This is a genomic window from Larkinella sp., from assembly GCF_965227735.1.
Lineage (GTDB): Bacteria > Bacteroidota > Bacteroidia > Cytophagales > Spirosomataceae > Larkinella.
In genome coordinates, this window is record NZ_OZ245776.1 from 7,502,280 (window position 1) to 7,519,813 (window position 17,534).

Annotated in this window: 16 protein-coding genes; 7 read left to right on the top strand and 9 right to left on the bottom strand. The window is 50.7% G+C overall.

From position 1 onward, the window contains the following. Positions 1-82: 82 nt before the first annotated feature. The 3 genes from ACO064_RS29740 to ACO064_RS29750 form a co-directional block, all read right to left on the bottom strand. Positions 83-655, bottom strand: a complete 573-nt coding sequence (locus tag ACO064_RS29740) for a DinB family protein (RefSeq protein WP_421830804.1) — start codon at positions 653-655, stop codon at positions 83-85. Positions 656-811: 156 nt separating this feature from the next. Next, on the bottom strand, positions 812-1,471 hold the full coding sequence (pgmB, locus tag ACO064_RS29745; protein WP_421830805.1) for a beta-phosphoglucomutase: 660 nt from the start codon (positions 1,469-1,471) through the stop codon (positions 812-814). 92 nt (positions 1,472-1,563) lie between these two features. After that, positions 1,564-3,441 carry a glycoside hydrolase family 13 protein gene (locus ACO064_RS29750; RefSeq protein WP_421830806.1) on the bottom strand — a complete coding sequence of 626 codons (1,878 nt, stop codon included), beginning with the start codon at positions 3,439-3,441 and terminating at the stop codon, positions 1,564-1,566. Positions 3,442-3,708: 267 nt separating this feature from the next. Here ACO064_RS29750 and ACO064_RS29755 point away from each other — a divergent pair, with 267 nt between their 5' ends. The 3 genes from ACO064_RS29755 to ACO064_RS29765 all read left to right on the top strand — a co-directional run bounded on the left by ACO064_RS29755 (position 3,709) and on the right by ACO064_RS29765 (position 6,995). Further along, positions 3,709-5,469 carry an alpha-amylase family protein gene (locus ACO064_RS29755; protein WP_421830807.1) on the top strand — a complete coding sequence of 587 codons (1,761 nt, stop codon included), beginning with the start codon at positions 3,709-3,711 and terminating at the stop codon, positions 5,467-5,469. 121 nt (positions 5,470-5,590) lie between these two features. Further along, entirely contained in the window at positions 5,591-5,827 is a 237-nt protein-coding gene (locus ACO064_RS29760; RefSeq protein ID WP_421830808.1) for a hypothetical protein, read from the top strand. A gap of 271 nt (positions 5,828-6,098) precedes the next feature. After that, positions 6,099-6,995, top strand: a complete 897-nt coding sequence (locus ACO064_RS29765; RefSeq protein WP_421830809.1) for an N-acetylmuramoyl-L-alanine amidase-like domain-containing protein — start codon at positions 6,099-6,101, stop codon at positions 6,993-6,995. On the opposite strand, the gene ACO064_RS29770 is transcribed toward ACO064_RS29765, so the two are convergent. The 3 genes from ACO064_RS29770 to ACO064_RS29780 form a co-directional block, all read right to left on the bottom strand. Further along, complete coding sequence (locus ACO064_RS29770; protein WP_114409311.1) at positions 6,968-7,984, bottom strand: GntR family transcriptional regulator; 1,017 nt, start codon at positions 7,982-7,984, stop codon at positions 6,968-6,970. The two genes, ACO064_RS29765 and ACO064_RS29770, sit on opposite strands and share 28 nt — an antisense overlap. A 9-nt stretch (positions 7,985-7,993) precedes the next feature. Continuing rightward, on the bottom strand, positions 7,994-8,818 hold the full coding sequence (gene menB, locus ACO064_RS29775; protein ID WP_138991947.1) for a 1,4-dihydroxy-2-naphthoyl-CoA synthase: 825 nt from the start codon (positions 8,816-8,818) through the stop codon (positions 7,994-7,996). Positions 8,819-9,013: 195 nt separating this feature from the next. After that, positions 9,014-9,472, bottom strand: coding sequence for a DUF2452 domain-containing protein (locus ACO064_RS29780; protein WP_421830810.1), 459 nt, complete (start codon positions 9,470-9,472; stop codon positions 9,014-9,016). A gap of 174 nt (positions 9,473-9,646) precedes the next feature. Between ACO064_RS29780 and ACO064_RS29785 the strand changes: the two genes are divergently transcribed. Together ACO064_RS29785 and ACO064_RS29790 are read left to right on the top strand one after the other, a co-directional pair. Next, entirely contained in the window at positions 9,647-10,699 is a 1,053-nt protein-coding gene (locus ACO064_RS29785) for an AMP-binding protein (protein ID WP_421830811.1), read from the top strand. A 44-nt stretch (positions 10,700-10,743) separates the two neighbouring features. Then, on the top strand, positions 10,744-11,523 hold the full coding sequence (locus tag ACO064_RS29790) for a hypothetical protein (RefSeq protein WP_421830812.1): 780 nt from the start codon (positions 10,744-10,746) through the stop codon (positions 11,521-11,523). Between the two features lie 9 nt (positions 11,524-11,532). On the opposite strand, the gene ACO064_RS29795 is transcribed toward ACO064_RS29790, so the two are convergent. Both ACO064_RS29795 and ACO064_RS29800 read right to left on the bottom strand, forming a co-directional pair. After that, positions 11,533-12,819 (bottom strand): hypothetical protein, encoded by a 1,287-nt coding sequence (locus tag ACO064_RS29795; protein ID WP_421830813.1) that lies wholly within the window; start codon positions 12,817-12,819, stop codon positions 11,533-11,535. Between the two features lie 486 nt (positions 12,820-13,305). Then, entirely contained in the window at positions 13,306-14,406 is a 1,101-nt protein-coding gene (locus ACO064_RS29800; RefSeq protein ID WP_421830814.1) for a helix-turn-helix domain-containing protein, read from the bottom strand. A 73-nt stretch (positions 14,407-14,479) separates the two neighbouring features. Here ACO064_RS29800 and ACO064_RS29805 point away from each other — a divergent pair, with 73 nt between their 5' ends. Beyond that, on the top strand, positions 14,480-15,910 hold the full coding sequence (locus tag ACO064_RS29805) for an aldehyde dehydrogenase family protein (RefSeq protein ID WP_421830815.1): 1,431 nt from the start codon (positions 14,480-14,482) through the stop codon (positions 15,908-15,910). 73 nt (positions 15,911-15,983) lie between these two features. Next, positions 15,984-16,985: a hypothetical protein gene (locus ACO064_RS29810; protein WP_421830816.1), complete on the top strand. Its 1,002-nt coding sequence runs from the start codon at positions 15,984-15,986 to the stop codon at positions 16,983-16,985. Positions 16,986-16,998: 13 nt separating this feature from the next. On the opposite strand, the gene ACO064_RS29815 is transcribed toward ACO064_RS29810, so the two are convergent. Continuing rightward, entirely contained in the window at positions 16,999-17,439 is a 441-nt protein-coding gene (locus ACO064_RS29815) for a response regulator (protein ID WP_421830817.1), read from the bottom strand. Between the last annotated feature and the right edge of the window lie 95 nt (positions 17,440-17,534).

Below are 17,534 nucleotides of genomic sequence, written 5' to 3' on the forward strand. Positions count from 1 at the left end.
ACCCGTTCGATAGCGTGTTCTGTTAATAGACTGAATAGTAGGTAGTTGTAGTTTGTGGATCGTGGGTTGGGCGTAAATATACTTATTTCGCCAGAAAACCAGCGGCTTCCTGTTTCACCCGCAGGGCCTGGTTGAGGTGGCGCTCGGTGTGGGCCACCAGCATCTGAAACGCATCGCCGACGTTGATTTTAAGCCAGTTGCCAAAGAGGGTCATCATCTTTTCCTCATTCCAGTCGAGATAGGGAGCCTTGTCGAGCAATTCGTGCAGGAGTTCCTGCAATTCCACAAACTGCCGCATGACATCACGGGCGTCGAGGTCATGGCGGGGCGTCATGAACGAAACCGTCGGCAGTTTCAGGCTGGTGTTTGGGTCGACGGCCTTGCGCAGCATCCGACCGACCAGCGTGCTTTTCAGTGGCTGGTTGGTTGGGTTGGTCTGGATGAGCCCGAGGTCATCGACTTTTTTCTGAAGATTCCGAATGTAAAACCGTTCGGCCAGGTTGAGGTGTTGCAAACACTGCGTGATGCTCCAGCGTTTGGTGTCGGGTTTCCAGTTCAGTTGCTCGTCGGACAGCGGACGAAATTCCCGCTCAACGGTTTCCAGAACCATTTTGATCCGCTGCTGGAGTTGGTGGGCGGTTTCTATTTTTTGCATATTTATGAACCCTGTCAGCGCCGGGTCATCGCATGATCGATAGACCCTGACAGCGGTTTTTATTTATGATCGGTTGAGCCATAGTTCGACCGCTGATTGGGTTTCAATCGCTGTTAGGGGCGACGGCCCTGGAGGAGGTCATCACCGCTGTCAGGGTCATTCGACCGCTGACAGGGTGATGACCTCCTCCAGCGTCAATTGCGCCAGCGACGGCACCACCAGATCGGCCTGGGTCAAGACTGATGGCAAGCCAATGCCAACCGCCAGCATCCCGCCCCGTTTGGCGGCTTCAACACCCGCTACGGCATCTTCAAAAACTACACATTCGTCGGGCCGGACGTGGAGTTCGGCGGCTCCTTTCAGAAAAACCTCCGGATCGGGCTTGCCCCGGCTGATTTTGGTGCCGTCGATAATCGAATCGAAATCGTCGATCATGCCGATGCGTTCCAGAATCAGGCGGGCATTTTTACTGACCGAACCGAGGGCGGTTTTCAGGTGGGCGGCTTTAACGGCCACGAAAAAATCCGTTACGCCGGGCAAAATGGCTGCGGGTGTCATCTGTGAAATCAGTTCCAGATACCACTCGTTTTTCTGGGTAGCCAGCGCCAGCTTATGATTTTCCGAAACCGTCAGTCCGCCGTGAGCCAGAATAATTTCCAGGGATTCGGTGCGGCTGATGCCCTTCAATTGCTCATTAAATTCTTCCGTAATATCGAATCCCAGCGTGTTGGCCATCCGTCGCCAGGCTTGGTAATGGTAAATGGCAGTATCGACAATGACCCCATCCAGGTCGAAAAGTAAGGCTTTTACAGGCATTTTACGGGTGCATTTCGCAGGTTGTATACTGCAATAAAGCGATAAAAAAGAACTTATGTGTTACGATCCGTGCGATTTCATCAAAGCCGGTTTCAAGGAGCCAGTTCCAGCACCACCACGGTTTTGGCCGGTAACTTCAGGGTGGCCAGGCTGTTGATCGTTTCGTCGGTCAGCACGTTTCGGGCTTTGGTAAAACCCGCCATGCGTTCGGCAAACCGACCGGTTTCCAGACTGATTTCCTGCTCCGTCGAATTGGTCGCTACCAGCACGGTTTTGGCCGCATCATAGCGAAAATAGACGTAGATGCCGTTTTGGGGAATAAACTGCATGAGTTTTCCGGTGTGCAAAACCGGCGTGTTTTTCCGGTAATTCGCCAGTTTTTTTACAAAATTGAACGCGTCTTTCTCCTTTTCGTTTCGCCCGGCATCGGTAAACTTATTTGCCGGATCACCGGGAAAACCGCCCGGAAAATCCCGGCGCACTTCCGCATCCGACGGGTTTTTGGTGTTCTTCATCAGCACTTCCGTTCCGTAATACCAGGACGGGATGCCGCGCGTCGTCAGGAGCCAGGTAACGCCCATTTTGTATTTCGCATAATCGTCGCCAATCACCGACAGGTAGCGGTCGGTATCGTGGTTGTCCAGAAATGTAACCAGCTTTTGCGGATCGGCATAAACCGCATCCGTCGCCAACGCCTGATAAACCCGGTTGACGCCCGAATCCCAGCCAAAATTTTCTTTCAGGGCCGCATTGACCGCATCATACAGCACAAAATCCAGACCGCCGGGCTGGTTGGATTTGAACGGCTGATCGATCCGGTTTTTGACAAAAAACGCCTGCGCTACCGGATTCCCCACCCAGGCTTCTCCAAAAATATGGAGTTTGGGATACTCCGTCAGAAGGGCCTGATTACAGCGGTTCAGGAAGTTCAGATCGTTGTATTTATAGGTATCGACGCGCCACGCATCCAGCGAAAAAAGCTCCGTACACCAGATTGCATGTTGGATCAGATAGGTAGACAAAAACGAATTTCGCAGGTTCAGATCGGGCAGAAAAGGCGTGAACCAGCCGTCCAGCAGCATTTTTCGATCCGAAGCCGAAGCATAAGGGTCATACAATGCCTGCTCTTTGTGCGAACTGCCGGTGTAGGTCGGCCACTGGTTGAACCAGTCTTTGAACGGCTGATTTTTGTAAAGCCAGTGGTCGTCGCTCACGTGGTTATACACCGCATCCTGCACCAGTTTCATGCCGCGCTGGTGGAGCGCCTGACCCAATTTTCGGTAGCCCTCCGTGCCGCCAAACCGCTTGTCGATCTGGTAATGGTCCGTAAAATGATAACCGTGATATCCCGCCTGCATCCGGTCGGGGGCCTCCTGTTTCAAGGTTTCATCGTTGGCCAGAACCGGCGTCATCCAGAGGGCCGTGACGCCCAGTTCCTGCAAATAATCCAGGTGGTTGGTGATGCCCTGCAAGTCACCGCCGTGCCGTAGATGAGGAACCGACCGATCGGCTTTGGTGTCGAGCATATCCGAAAACGCATCGTTGGCCGGGTCGCCGTTGGCAAAGCGGTCGGGCATGATCAGGTAAATAAAATCGGCCGTCGAAACCCCCTGTCCTTTCGGTCCGCTCGTCCGGGGCTTTAACTCATACGGTCGACTGACGGTTTCGGAGCCGGTTTTTCCCACAATCCGAAACGTACCTGGTTGGGCGGTTGCGGAAATAAGCAGATCCAGGAAAACAAAATCGGGGTTTTCTGCTTTATGGGTTTTCACCAGTTTGACGCCGGGGTAGTTGATCGTGTAGGTCATCGATCCGGCTTTGGGGCCATAAACCAGGAGCTGGAGGTTGGGGTTTTTCAGGCCGACCCACCAGTTGGTTGGGTCGATGCGCTGGATGGAAGCGGACTGCGCCCGGGCCTGGCAAAAGACGAGCTGGCTGACCAGCAGGAAGAGGGTAATCGAACGGTTCATAACGGTTAGCGGAGAGATGGGAACGTAATCTTAAATATGGTAAAATAAAGGATTTGTTTTCATATTGCCAGTAAATTTGAAATTTGACGCCGAATCCGATCGGTCGGGTCGGGCAAAGAGTGCTAAATTTGTATCTTGGACATGAAGTTGAATTCATCCGCTCCAGATTCTTTCAAAATAAACCGCCGAACCTTTGCCGGCGGTTTGGTGGTCTCCGGTATCCTGCATACCCTGGCGGCCTATTCCATTGAACCCTTACCATCGAACATGAATACATCTGTGCCCATCGAAGAAAAATCAGACAAACTTGTTGTTTACCAAATCTTTACGCGTCTTTTCGGTAATCAGAATACGACCAATAAGCCCTGGGGAAGCCGGGATGAAAACGGCGTCGGTAAATTCAACGACATTACCGTCAAAGCCTTGCAGGAACTGAAGAAATTTGGGGTTTCGCACGTCTGGTATACCGGTATTATCGAACACGCACTGATGACGGATTACGCGGCATTCGGCATCCGGAAAGACAATCCGCAGGTGGTGAAAGGCCGGGCGGGTTCGCCCTACGCCATCAAAGATTATTACGATGTGAACCCGGATCTGGCGGTCGATGTGCCGAACCGGATGAAGGAATTCGAGGATTTACTAAAACGGTCGCACACCAACGACCTGAAAGTGCTGATCGATTTTATTCCCAACCACGTAGCCCGGGAGTATCATTCCGACGCCAAACCGGCGGGCGTGCAGGACATGGGAGAGGGCGACGATACCAGCAAACCCTTCGATCCAAGAAACAATTTCTATTATTTACCCGGTCAATCGTTTCAGGTTCCGCAGGGGGTGGTTACGCCGGAAGAACCGGTGGCGAATTACGTTGAGCAACCAGCCAAAGCGACAGGCAATGACGTTTTCAAAGCCCAGCCCGACCTCAATGACTGGTATGAAACGATCAAGCTGAACTACGGCGTCGATTACCTCAACAACCGCCAGACGCACTTCGATCCGGTTCCGTCGACCTGGGTGAAAATGAAGGATATTCTGCTGTTCTGGGCGGCCAAAGGCGTCGACGGTTTTCGGTGCGACATGGCCGAAATGGTGCCGGTCGAATTCTGGGGCTGGGCCATTTCGCAGGTCAAAGCGGCTTTTCCCGATGTCATTTTTATCGCCGAAATCTACAACCCGCAGCAATACCGCAATTATATTTTTACCGGCAAATTCGATTACCTCTACGACAAAGTTGGCCTGTATGATGCCGTTCGGCGGTTGATGGAAGGCCACGGGACGACGGAGGATATTACGCGGGTGTGGCAGCAGGAATCCGGCGATTACGCCAATCACATGCTGCGGTTCCTGGAAAACCACGATGAACAGCGCGTGGCCTCCCGGTTTTTTGCCGGTGACCCCTGGACGGCGGTTCCAGCCATGACGCTTTCGGCGACCTTGCACACGGGCCCACTGATGATCTATTTCGGGCAGGAATTGGGCGTTAATCCGACGCAGGCCGAAGGGTTTCAGGGAGAAGATGGCCGGACGACCATTTTCGATTACTGGGGTGTCCCGGAATTTCAGGCCTGGACCAACGGCAGCGTTGGCAAACCCGCGAAGTTTGATGGTGGCAAGCTAACGGACGACCAGAAAAATCTGCGGAAATTTTACCAGCAGTTGAACCAGTTGGTCAACACCAGCGACGCCATCCGGACGGGCGCGTTTTACGACTTGCAATATGCGAACAACGACCGTGGCGACGGATCGGGCAAAAGCCCCGGCTACGACCCCCACCGGCTGTATAGTTACCTGCGGCACTCGGTCAAACAGAAACTACTGATTGTCTGTAATTTTGATAAACAGAAAACCGCCAAAACGACCATTCGCATTCCGGCAGAAGCCTGGGAAACGATGAAGCTGGACGGAGCCAAAACGTATTCATTCAGCGATATTTTTCGGACAAAGACCAAATTGAAATCAGCCGCAACGTCCGGTGTTCCAATTGAATTGCCGCCGTTGAGCGTGCTGGTTTTGGAAATCAAATAAACCTGCTAACGGAGTTGCTGTGTCTACTTCGTAAGAAATCCCTTCTGATTCATTTGCAAGAAGGGTCGAACGGGATAAAGAGGAATAATGTTAAATTGGTGAAATTTTAAAACAACGGGTTATGCAGTTAACATACAGGATACCGGCGGATTCGTTGAATAGTGGCTTTTTGGAGACCATCAAAGCTAAATTTGCAGGTAAGGAAGTCAGTATTACGGTTGAAGACGTGCCAGATGAAAAACCAGTCAATCAAAAAGAACTTTATAAAAAGTCTTTGGTTCTGCTGGATCGGTTCAAAGACATGAAAGTAGACCCGGACCTAAATCTTTCTGATCTAGCGAATGAAGTGAATCTATGATCTACTTTGACACCAATGATTGTCTCCATACAGCTATTGCCGAAACCCATCATTGCCAGGAGTTGCACACCTTCAATCAGTCAGACTTTAAGCGAATCCAAAAACTAACAAAGATCAAAATAACGGTATTTTGAAAACGGAACCGGGTTTTTTAGTTTGATTTCGAGAGCGTGTATATAGATTGATATGGCGTCGTAACCCGATTTTTGCTATTTTCACGGAAAACCGGTTCGCTGTCTTGATTCCTGCGTTTTCTTAACCACCGTACTTGATGAAGAAACTGTTTACCGTTCTGCTTGCGTTAGTGCCTTTTACCCGTACGATTGCCCAGGAAATCCTGCCGACTTCGCCCCTCCGGCAGGTGGCCGTTGCGCCCGGGATCTCCCCGGCCGAAACGGTGATCGCGATCAGTAAATCGTTTCAGGGGCGGCCGTATGTGGCCCACACACTCGACGGCAATGAAACCGAGCAGTTGGTCGTCAACTTTCGGGCGTTCGATTGCACCACTTTTCTGGAGACCACTCTCGCGCTTTCGCTGGCTCGCCATCAGTTGCTCAACGAGCAGGATTCGGTACAGTTCGACCGGCTTTTTCGCAAAAACCTGACCAAACTACGGTATCGCAACGGCACCATCAACGGTTTTGCCAGCCGCCTGCATTACTTTTCGGAATGGCTGGTTGATAACGAGCAAAAGGGAATTGTGCAGGATGTGACGCGAAAAATTGGCGGAATGCAGGTGTCAAAACCGGTGTCGTACATGACCAAAAGTACCTGGAAATACCCGCAGCTTTCGGACCCTCCAACCCGTCAGCAGATTGCGCTGGTGGAGTCGGCCATCAGCCAGCAGAGCTTCTGGTTTATTCCCAAAAAGCGCATTAAAGAGATCGAAAGCAGCCTGAAAGAAGGCGACATCATCATGCTGACAGCTTCCCGGCCTGGCCTGGACATGAAGCATGTCGGCTTCGTGGTCTGGCAAAATGGCCCCAACGGGGAGAAAAGGGCCCATCTGCTGCATGCGTCATCGCACTACGGTGAAGTGATGATTTCGGAAGAACCGCTGGCCGATTACGTGTTGTGGAACCGGCAATTTTCGGGGATTCGGGTGGCGCGTCTGAAAGAAAACAGTCCGCAGAGCCTCTCTTACAAAGACGCCCGCCGAATCAATTGAAAGGGGTTTTTTACTTTTTCGTGTCGTTTTTCCAGAATGAGCCGGGCTGCGGTTTCGCCCATTTTTTCGTGATCGGTCGAGATCACCGCAATGCCATCGGCCAGCACTTCCTTCAGGGGCGTTTCGTTAAAGGCCAGCACCCCAATGTCCTGCCCCAGTTTCAGGCCCCGCTGTTTAACCTGCCGAACCAGTTCGACGAGGTCGCCATCTTCCAGCACAATGTAGGCCGTACCGGTTTGCAGTTCGCGTCCCGTCAGCGTGTCGAGTAGCTCGAACTCTTTGTGGTAGTGAACGCAGAAATTGCGAAAACCGCGTACGATTTCCCGGGGATAATAGACTTCTTTCGGGAAAACCAGCGTCAGTTTTTTGTACTTTTCCAGCACATCCAGACCCGATTCCAGGGCTTCGTAAATATCGCGGTCAAACTGCTGGTAAATCGCCGAATAGTTGCCGTGTAATTCCGAAATCTCCCGGTCCAGAATGATCAGTTCGTTGGCCGGAATCTGCTCCAGCAACTTGACGACGTTCACCTGTTCGGTTTCTTCGTAAAAATGCGGCATCACTACGTAATAGTGGTATTGCCCCAGGTTTTCTTCCAGCAGTTTTTTAAACCGCTGTGCGCTGTGGTGGTGAATGCGCAGGTCAACAACGGCGTTATGGCCCAATGCATTCACCAGCGAATAGTAAATGATTTTTTTATAAGCGCTGAATTTGTTGATCAGAAACAGAACCCGCAGTTGGCCGGGACCATCGCGCCGGATAAAAAATCCTTTGCCCTGAACCGCCTGAATCACCCCTTCTTTTTTCAGGAAGTTATAGGCTTTCTCGACGGTATCGCGGGCCAGGTAATATTCTTCACTCAGTTCATTGATCGACGGCAGTTGCTGATCCCGTTTCAGGGTGCCAATTTCAATGCCATTGATCACCGCGTTGACGATCTGACGGTATTTCGGAACGCTCGACTGAGATTCGATATGAAGATCAATCATGGACAGGGTTTAAGGGAATTTTGGAAATTTACTGAAATCCGGTTTGCGTTTCTCAAGAAACGAATCTTTGCCTTCTTTCGCTTCATCCGACAGATAATACAAGAGGGTGGCATCACCCGCCAGTTGCTGAATCCCCGCCTGACCATCCAGTTCGGCGTTGAACGAGGCCTTCAGCATCCGCAGGGCAATCGGACTTTTTTCGAGCATCTTGCGGCACCATTCCAGGGTGGTTTCTTCGAGTTGTTCCAGCGGCACCACTTTGTTGACCAGCCCCATTTGCAGGGCTTCCTGTGCATCGTACTGGTCGCACAAATACCAGATTTCGCGGGCCTTTTTCTGTCCGACAATTCGGGCCAGGTACGACGCACCAAAACCGCCGTCGAAACTCCCGACTTTGGGGCCGGTCTGGCCGAAGCGGGCATTTTCGGCCGCAATCGTCAGGTCGGAAATCACGTGCAGGACGTGGCCACCGCCGATGGCCCAGCCAGCCACCATCGCAATCACCGGTTTTGGAATCCGCCGGATCTGCATCTGAAAATCGAGCACGTTCAAGCGCGGAACGCTGTCTTCACCCACATAGCCGCCGTGGCCCCGGACGGACTGATCGCCACCGCTGCAAAATGCTTTGCCACCTTCACCCGTCAAAATCACAACGCCCACGCGCTCGTCCTGGCGGGCGAGTTCCATGGCTTCGCTCATTTCCTTGACCGTCAACGGCGTAAAGGCATTGTGTTTTTCGGGCCGGTTGATGCTGATTTTGGCAACGCCTTCGTAATACTGGAACAGAATCTCGCGGTATTCTTTAATGGTTTCCCAGGGATATTTGCTTTGCATTGAATGTTAAAGTTTGGTGGTTTTGATGGTTAAATGGTTAGTTATGGTTGAAATGGTTGGATGGTTAATTATGGTTGGATGGTTAAAGGTTTGAGTGACAATAAATTAGCTGTTTAACCATCAGGGCCATCAAAACCGTTTAACCATCAAACCATTTAACCATCAAAGCCATCCAACCATATTTAACCATCTATTTTATTCTTCAGTAAACTCCGTGTCATGGTAAACGACGTCCCAGGTATGGTCGGCCATCATGCGAACCGTGGCAACACACCGGCGAAACGGATACGTGCGTCCCCACTCATTCGGAGCGATCATGGACAACACATCGGTACCGTCTTTTTTCTCGTAGAAATAATACGTGTGTCCGACAATGGGTTCGAAACCCATCTGGGCTCCGTAAATCCGTTCCGATACTTCCACGCGGTTGCGGATGGCCGTCGCCTGTTCGGCCAGCAACTGCATCTGCCGGTACAACTGCGAGAGTTGCAAATCCGTTTGTTCACGCATGGCCGTCACCGCCCGGCCTTTCATTTTTCCCTTATCCTCCGGCTTGATCAAAGCCCCACCGACCGAGTGGGCATATTCGAGCAATCCGGGTTTATCCGTAACTTTATCGACTGAAATCGGATTTACAAACGCTTCGTTCGCCATAGTAAAGTGGGTCAGTTTTAAGTTTACGGTTTAATGTTCCGAAAAATGTACCCTGATCGGCAACGATAAACCAGAAACGATAAACTTGAAAACCGATGCGGGCCTTCAGAGTTTTGTCAGGAACAAAAATCGGGGCAAAAGTAGCTTATTTTTACGATTCATACCGTACTCCCCATGCGAATAGCACCCGGTAATTTACCGATACCCCAAACGGCATACGAAGCAAAGGCCATCGCGTTTTGCCGGGAATGGCTTTCCGGCCAGTCGGTGTTCACGCTCCATACTTCCGGATCGACCGGAACACCGAAACCGATTACCCTGAGTCGGCGCCAGATGAGGTCCAGTGCGGTTCTGACGGGCCACACGTTCGGCCTGGTGCCGGGCGATCGCGCGCTGGTCTGCCTGCATGTGGACTACATTGCCGGGGTCATGATGCTGGTTCGGGGACTTGAACTGGGGCTGGTGATGACCGTCGTCGAACCGTCGTCCAATCCGTTGCGAACCCTTGATCCGGGAACCGAACCGGTTGATTTTGCGGCTTTTGTCCCTTTGCAGATGCACACAATGCTCGACCATCCCGTTCATTCGTTGCCCATTCTGAACCGTATGAAGGCAATTCTGGTGGGGGGAGCCGCCGTAGACCGAACGCTGGCCGACCGGTTGCAAACCATATCGGCCCCGGTTTTTAGCACCTACGGCATGACCGAAACCGTTTCCCACATTGCCGTCCGGCGCATCAACGGGCCGGATCGAACAGATGTATTTGAGGCACTGAAAGGCGTTGAAATTGGGGTCGATGCGCGCAACTGCCTGTTCATTAAAGCCGCAGCGTCTGACTTTGAGACGATTCAAACCAACGATGTGGTCGAACTAATTGATTCTTTTCATTTTCGCCTTTTAGGCCGTGCCGACTCGACCATCAACAGCGGAGGGGTGAAGATTCAGCCGGAGCGGGTGGAAGACGTGATTGCCGAACTACTGGCGAAGGAGGGTGTTACGCCCCGATTTTTCGTCGCGGGTATGCCGGACGAGCGGTTGGGGCAGCAGGTTGTGTTGTTTCTGGAAGGAACCGAATGGCCGGAAAGCCGTCATGCGGCTATCAAGGAAGCCGTACAGCTTTCCATCGGACCATATGCCGTTCCCCGGAAAACCGTACAGGTGCCGGTTTTTCCTGAAACACCCACCGGGAAGATCGACCGAAAAGCGATTGTTTGGGCTCACCCATAGCCGGGCATCTTTTTTCTCCGGTCTTTAATCCCTATTCTTGCAAAATGATTGAGCAGCGCTTTAAAATGATCGAAATCCGGTACCAGACCGCTCAGGTCGTTCCACCACCGTACGCCCACTTTTTTACCCTTCAACTCCATCCGACCAGCGAAGGTCGTCTGTCGATTAACCTGACGATGACCTACATCGACCGGGAAGAACTGGACGAGGAAGAAATTACCGGCGAAGGCTTTTCCATGAACGATGACTATCAATGGGCGGGACACCTGCCGGCCATTTGGGAGCAAACCGTTAGCGATCTGGCCCGAAAAACCCAGCTTAAGACTTTTAATGAAGAAAAACTAAGTGACAATCAGGATTATTTTTTGGTGACGATTGAAACGTACGCACAGGGCAACCAGTCCGGAACGCCTTCTCAGCGCTCCGAATGGCAGTTTTTGAGCCAGGAATTGATTCAGGCCGTGTACGAAGTTTCGGGGAAGGAAAAACCGTTTGAAGCGACCTACCTGGAAATTGAGTCGGGAAACCGGACGGAAGCACACCTGACCGCATCGTTTGCCGGACGGGAGGTGCGCCTGGAAACCCGGCGCGCGAACCAAACCCAATCCAAAACCCTGCCGTGGAAAGAACTCAAGTCCATGATGGAAGTTTTCTTTGCCGTGGATTACAACAGCGAAGAAGCCCTGCTCGATGTTCCGCGCAAACCCGGCCGGTATCTGAACCTGGGAACGCCGGAATGGTACGAAACCGGCACGGCCATCATCGGTGATGAAGGGGCGGTGAGTAAACTTCGGAAAGTTTTGATTCGGCTCATTCAATCGTAAGTGGCTGGTTTACAGCGTCACGGTTTGCTCTGTCATGATCAGCTCCGATTTTCCGCCGGCTTCTTTCAGCAAACATCCCAACCGGTATTGCCCCGGTTGGGTGGCTTTTAAAGGTACCGTAGTCGAAAAACCATTCCCAAAATAAACCCCCTCGGTGAGCAACCGACGCCAGCCTGCCATCCTGGGCAGCGTTCCGGTCAGATACGTACGCTGGGCGGTTTCATCGTGTAGCACCACAAACAATTCATCGCGCAACTGCCGACGGCGGAGCGGAAATTCGGGGGTTTCAATCAGCAATTGTGGATGGCCGTTTTCTTCGTGGAGATAGTGACTGGTCTGGAAAACCAGCGGTTTGAAACGATTCTGCCGGATGGTAGCCTTCAGCCGTTCGTCAAAATCCTCGAATCGTTCAGGCACCTGCCAGTAGCCCTGCTGATAGGCCGGAACCAGAAACTCAATGCTGTTTTCGAGGGAACTGAAATTGCATAATTCCGTTTGATTTTTTCGCCAGTTATACGTGTCGGCAACGTAGCGGGTATATTTGTTTACGACTTCGGGCGTGTAGAGAAAGTAGGAACTTAAATAAAAAAGGGTAGCAAAAACGACAAAAAATACATAAGTTCCCCGGCGCAGTTTAGGATACGTGATAAGTAAAAATAAATAAAAGAAAACGGAGCTGAAAGCCGCATAAATTTTGAAGCGGTTTTCCAGAACGATATCTGAGGAAGCCCGATAAATTGTAATCAATCCCGTCGTTAAAAATATAAAACAAAAAAACGCAAATATCGTGTGGGTAACCGCCGGTTGGGTCGTATTTTTCCGAAGGCTTCGAAAAACCGCCATCAGCAGGGAAGGAATGACAACAATGCAGATCAAAGTTCCCCAGATGATCGGGGCACCGATGGATAAAGAAGGCCAGGCCGACAGGATTGCGCCAATCTTTGCTACAAAAGCCGCCGGAATGAGCGGCCAGTTGATGCTTCTTTTGACCCCACTGCCGGGCGTGTAGCCCGCCAGATAACCAGCCAGTGCGATCATCATAGCCAGCATCCAGGGCAACAAAACAACGTAATGCCGGTTAATCAGCAGAATAAAAAAACCGGTTGCGAACACCAGGATGCCATTTCCGTGGGTGTAGGTGGCCAAAAGGGCCAGAAAAACGGCTGTCGCGACCCGAACTGGTGACGGCACCTGGAGCAGAGTCAGGCAGGCGCACAGGAGGAGGAGCAGGGTGATGTGCTGCAATCCGGTCAAGGCCCAGATCGTAACTTCATGGTATTGCGGCTGAAAAATCAATAATGGAATGGGAAGGAAATACGCCAGAGGAAGTTTTAGCTGCCGAAATAATCCATAAATATAACCCGCCACAAAAATTAAATTAATTGCAGCAATAAAAATATAACTTCGGAAGTTCAAATAGCCGTTAATCAGATAATCGATGTAGGAAACAAACCGGGGTACGAAAATACGGTGGTCGTTATCCGCCCGGAAAAAAGTAGAAATCGTTTCTGGCCAGCTTAATCCTTTTCTGATTTCAGTAATTAACTGAAGAAAGGTGTTATCATCCTGGAATGGGAAATTGACGGAATAGATGGCGACGTAATAGACAAAAAAAACAATAGCACCGACGCTTACCAAACCCGATATCCAATTTAAAATATGGATTAAAATAGGTGTTTTCGTCGTTGGCTTGTTGAGTAATAAAATGTTCACACTAGTAAGTCGGTAACGTTGTCAATATACTTTAGTAAGACACTTTACATTCGGACGATGCCTAAAATGTTATTTTTTCTGAATGCGATCCAGCTCATACTGCAGGTCTTCAACGAGGGTTCGAATGCCATCCAGAGACGGGCTGGCTTCGGGCATTTGCTGACTGATAAAAGCAGAAATTTCCCATACTTCGAGCACTTCGCGGATGGAAACTTCCCGGCTGTTGATCGAGGGTTGATCGGAAGACAGCAGCAACGTCCCTTTCAGTTTGACTTGATTAAAAACCCGGCGGCACAGAATCCCCTGGTTCTGAATCAGCAGGACATGCAGCTTGCTGTCGGCAATATCATACCAGTTCCGGATGTATTTGCCAATCAGCACCGCGCCCGGAAAAGCAAACTCTTCCCCCGCTTCAAACGCCCGATAGGTGTCGGGCGGGAGCAAAGGTAATTGTAAAATCGCCAACCGATTCAAAAAATCAGGTTGCTGGTACCGCTGCATATAATCGCTGAACTGACGCTTTCGAACGTAAGCAATTGTACTGGTTGAATACGTTTCGGCCGAACTGCGGTGTTCGGGGGCCGAACTGGTTACTGTTCGCGTAGTATCGTAACTATTGTTAAAAGACAAAGGTTGTGGTGAAGGCAGATTGCCAGACAAAGAAAAAGGTGAGAATCCTTCGCGACGCGAAACCGGCCGGGGAACAATCCGTTGCGATACCAGCTTGATTTGTGGCTGGGCAGGCGGGTAATGATCGACCGGTTTCGGAAAATTTACCGGCGGCTTGGCGGCCGGTTGCTGGTAGTATTTTTCAAGAACCGACGACAACGCCTGGGGAGCAGACGCGGTATTCTCAGTTTCGGCAATCTCTTTCGGCAGGGGCGAAGCCGGAAAACCGGTGGAGGGCTGGGCCCCTGACGGTGACCGGTCGAGCGGCAATGCCAGATCGGGGGTTTCACGGATTTTCCGCAGGTCACTCTTCAACAGATTGTCGACCGTGGTGCTGAACGCACGGGCAATCGACATCAGATTGTCCAGATTAGGGTTGGCCCGGGCTTCTTCGTAAGCCCCCAACAGCGATCGTTTGATGCCAATCCGCCGGGCAAACTGTTCCTGAGTCAACCCATTGAGCCGGCGAAGGTATTTAATGTTGTTGCTGACAATACTCATCGGACAGTGTTTTGACAAAAATATTAGTATTTCTGTATTATTACCTGTTTTTTCATGAAAACGTAATCATGCAATGATTGTGCCGCCATTTAATCGCGAAAATAGGACACAGCTCCGGGATTTGTTCGATGCCCAACGCCGACAGACGGTTTTTTTGAAAGAATCATCGGCCGGGGATCGGGTGGCCAAACTGAAAAAAATACAAGCATATCTGCTGGCCAACCGGGCGGTTTTGGCAAAGGCACTCTATGTCGATTTCCGAAAACCAGCGACCGAAACCGATTTGACCGAGGTGTATGGCACAGTCAACGAACTGAATGTGGCCATCCGTCATCTGAAAAGATGGATGAAACCCCAGCCGGTTCCCACTCCGCCGGGTATGTTGGGAACGACCAGCTTTATACACTATGAACCCAAAGGGGTGACACTCATCATTTCACCCTGGAATTACCCTATTTATCTGACCCTGAAACCACTCATTTCGGCGATAGCCGCCGGGAATACGGCAATTATCAAACCGTCGGAGCATTCCCCCGGAGCTGCTGCCTTCCTTCGCAGGCTGGTGGAGGAACTATTTCCGTCGGAAGAAGTGGCGGTTTTGGAGGGCGATGCTACGTTGGCTCAATACTTATTGGAATTACCATTCGACCATATTTTCTTTACGGGCAGTACGGAAGTGGGGAAAACGGTGATGACGGCAGCGGCCCGAAACCTGGCGTCGGTGACCCTGGAACTGGGCGGTAAATCCCCCGGCATTATTGACGAAACCGCCGACATCCGGACCGCAGCCCGGCAGATTGCGTGGGGAAAATGGATCAACAACGGACAGACCTGCGTAGCTCCGGATTTCATTCTGGTTCAGCGGTCGGAAAAAGACCGGTTGATCCGGGAGATTCGTGAAGCGATTCGAAGCATGTACGATGCGGAGGGGAAGGGGATTCAGGCTTCGGAAAGTTATGCCCGAATCATCAATGACCGGCATTTTCAGCGGCTTAAATTCCTGTTGGACGATGCCGTACAGAAAGGCGCCACCGTGTCGATTGGTGGACAAACGGACGCCGGTGAGCGGTTTATGGCGCCTACGCTGCTCGAAAATGTAACGGTAAAAATGGCCGTGATGCAGGAAGAAATTTTCGGCCCTCTTTTGCCGGTTATTCCATACGATACCCGCGAAGAAGTGGTTCGTTTTCTGGGTGGCCAACCCAAACCGCTCGCTTTGTATATTTTTAGCGGCAGAGAATCGAACCGCCAGTTCTGGCTGAACCGAACGACGGCCGGGAATACTGTTTTCAATGACACGATGATTCACTTTGCCCATGCTGAATTGCCGGTGGGCGGAATCAATCAGAGTGGAATCGGAAAATCGAACGGGTTTTATGGTTTTCAGGAATTTTCAAATGCCCGCGGGGTGGTGAAGCGTCAATTTGGTAACTTAAAGTTACTATATCCGCCTTATTCAGACAGAGTTAAACGAATGGTCAAAATAATTTTAAAATACTTTTAAACGAATCGAATCCGTATTGGGTCAATTGATAAGATTGCTATATTAGTATCAGTTTTTACTCAACAGCTTCTGTATGATAAATACGTCTCCTTCCTCTGCCGACTTGAAAGAAACCGTTCCCGTAACCACCCGGGACCAAAATCAAAAGTCGGGAGGTCGATCGGGCATTCCGATTATTTTCGTCCATCAACGTTACAGTTTTTACCTGGAATATACCCTTCGGCAAGCTGCTCATTCCAATCCCGACAGTCCGATTCACCTCCTGGGTGATGACGACAATAACCGGTTTCCGTTTTTGATTCACCACAAGGTCAGTGATTTTTTGAATCCGGAAACGGACAGGTTTAAAAGTGTGTATCAGCACCAGTCTCCCAATCATTACGACTACGAACTGTTCTGTTTCGTGCGCTGGTATCTGGTGAAAGAACTGATGCGACGCGAAGGCTATCAACAGGTTTTTGTGGCCGATTCGGATGTTATGATTTATTCGGATATTACCCACTACGTGAACCAGGCCGGCTTGACGAAATACCAGGCGGCATACAATGTTGGCGTTGACTATCAGTGGGTTCGGTCAGCGTCGGGCCATTCGTCGTACTGGACCTGGGAGGGAATCAGCCAGTTTTGCGATCTGATGAGTAACCTGTATACCCTGCCCCGGTTTATCGCATTCATGGATCAGATCCGGGCGGAGAAGATCATTAAAAACGACCGGGCCGGCATTTCAGACATGACCGCTTTGTATGTTTTTTACGAGGAAGAAAATTCACGAATCCGTAATCTGTCGGCTTGCCAAAGCGGGTCCGCTTTCGATCACAATATTTCAATGGCAACCAATTACGATCTGGATGAATACGAATTTGGTTTGGGGCGCAAGAAAATCGTGATCAAGAATGGACACCCTGTTGCCTATAACCTGTTGTTAAAAAAAGAAATCATTCTCCATACGCTCCACTTTCAGGGCAATAGCAAAAACATTATTCACCGGTATTATACGGGTGGTGGATTGCTGGGAAACAAAGCCTTAAGAGAGATTCGCTTTCGGGCCTCCGTACTCTATCACATGATGCGATGAGGCCGGGAAAATATCAATATTCATTGTAGGGCAGATTGACGGTATCCCGCCAATACGTCGTAACGTCGCTGATCATCTGAATCAATTCCGTAAACTGGATGGGCTTGACGAGGTAGGAATTGGCCCCCAGCCGGTAGGCTTTTTCAACCTCCTGCCGCGACGAAGTCAGAATCAGCACCGGAATGTTTTTTAAATGATGGTCGGCCCGAATGGCCTGAAGCGTCTCCAAACCATTTCGGAGGGGCATATTGATGTCCATAATCACCAGCGAAGGCAGCGGGTTGACGGCCTCCACGCCAATGCAGTTCATCAGATAGTCGATGACCTGATCTCCATCCTCCACAAACCGTCCGCAGTCGAACAACCCATTTTGCATAAACGCTTCATCCAGTAACAGCCGATCTTCTTCATCGTCTTCGGCAACTAATATGGTAAAAGGTCGGTTGGGCAACATAAAGAAATGAACAGGTGCCGGACAATGGCCCTAAATGAGAGATTGAAGGTAGTAGTTTTCCGGTTTATTGCCAACTTGTAAATCATATTTCGCCC

Coding starts and splice junctions, on each gene's coding strand:
- ACO064_RS29770 (WP_114409311.1), bottom strand. CDS start 7,984: ATGATTGATCTTCATATCGAATCTCAGTCGAGCGTTCCGAAATACCGT.
- ACO064_RS29805 (WP_421830815.1), top strand. CDS start 14,480: ATGATTGTGCCGCCATTTAATCGCGAAAATAGGACACAGCTCCGGGAT.
- ACO064_RS29740 (WP_421830804.1), bottom strand. CDS start 655: ATGCAAAAAATAGAAACCGCCCACCAACTCCAGCAGCGGATCAAAATG.
- ACO064_RS29765 (WP_421830809.1), top strand. CDS start 6,099: ATGAAGAAACTGTTTACCGTTCTGCTTGCGTTAGTGCCTTTTACCCGT.
- ACO064_RS29750 (WP_421830806.1), bottom strand. CDS start 3,441: ATGAACCGTTCGATTACCCTCTTCCTGCTGGTCAGCCAGCTCGTCTTT.
- ACO064_RS29780 (WP_421830810.1), bottom strand. CDS start 9,472: ATGGCGAACGAAGCGTTTGTAAATCCGATTTCAGTCGATAAAGTTACG.
- menB (WP_138991947.1), bottom strand. CDS start 8,818: ATGCAAAGCAAATATCCCTGGGAAACCATTAAAGAATACCGCGAGATT.
- ACO064_RS29800 (WP_421830814.1), bottom strand. CDS start 14,406: ATGAGTATTGTCAGCAACAACATTAAATACCTTCGCCGGCTCAATGGG.
- ACO064_RS29790 (WP_421830812.1), top strand. CDS start 10,744: ATGATTGAGCAGCGCTTTAAAATGATCGAAATCCGGTACCAGACCGCT.
- ACO064_RS29755 (WP_421830807.1), top strand. CDS start 3,709: ATGAATACATCTGTGCCCATCGAAGAAAAATCAGACAAACTTGTTGTT.
- pgmB (WP_421830805.1), bottom strand. CDS start 1,471: ATGCCTGTAAAAGCCTTACTTTTCGACCTGGATGGGGTCATTGTCGAT.
- ACO064_RS29810 (WP_421830816.1), top strand. CDS start 15,984: ATGATAAATACGTCTCCTTCCTCTGCCGACTTGAAAGAAACCGTTCCC.
- ACO064_RS29815 (WP_421830817.1), bottom strand. CDS start 17,439: ATGTTGCCCAACCGACCTTTTACCATATTAGTTGCCGAAGACGATGAA.
- ACO064_RS29760 (WP_421830808.1), top strand. CDS start 5,591: ATGCAGTTAACATACAGGATACCGGCGGATTCGTTGAATAGTGGCTTT.
- ACO064_RS29785 (WP_421830811.1), top strand. CDS start 9,647: ATGCGAATAGCACCCGGTAATTTACCGATACCCCAAACGGCATACGAA.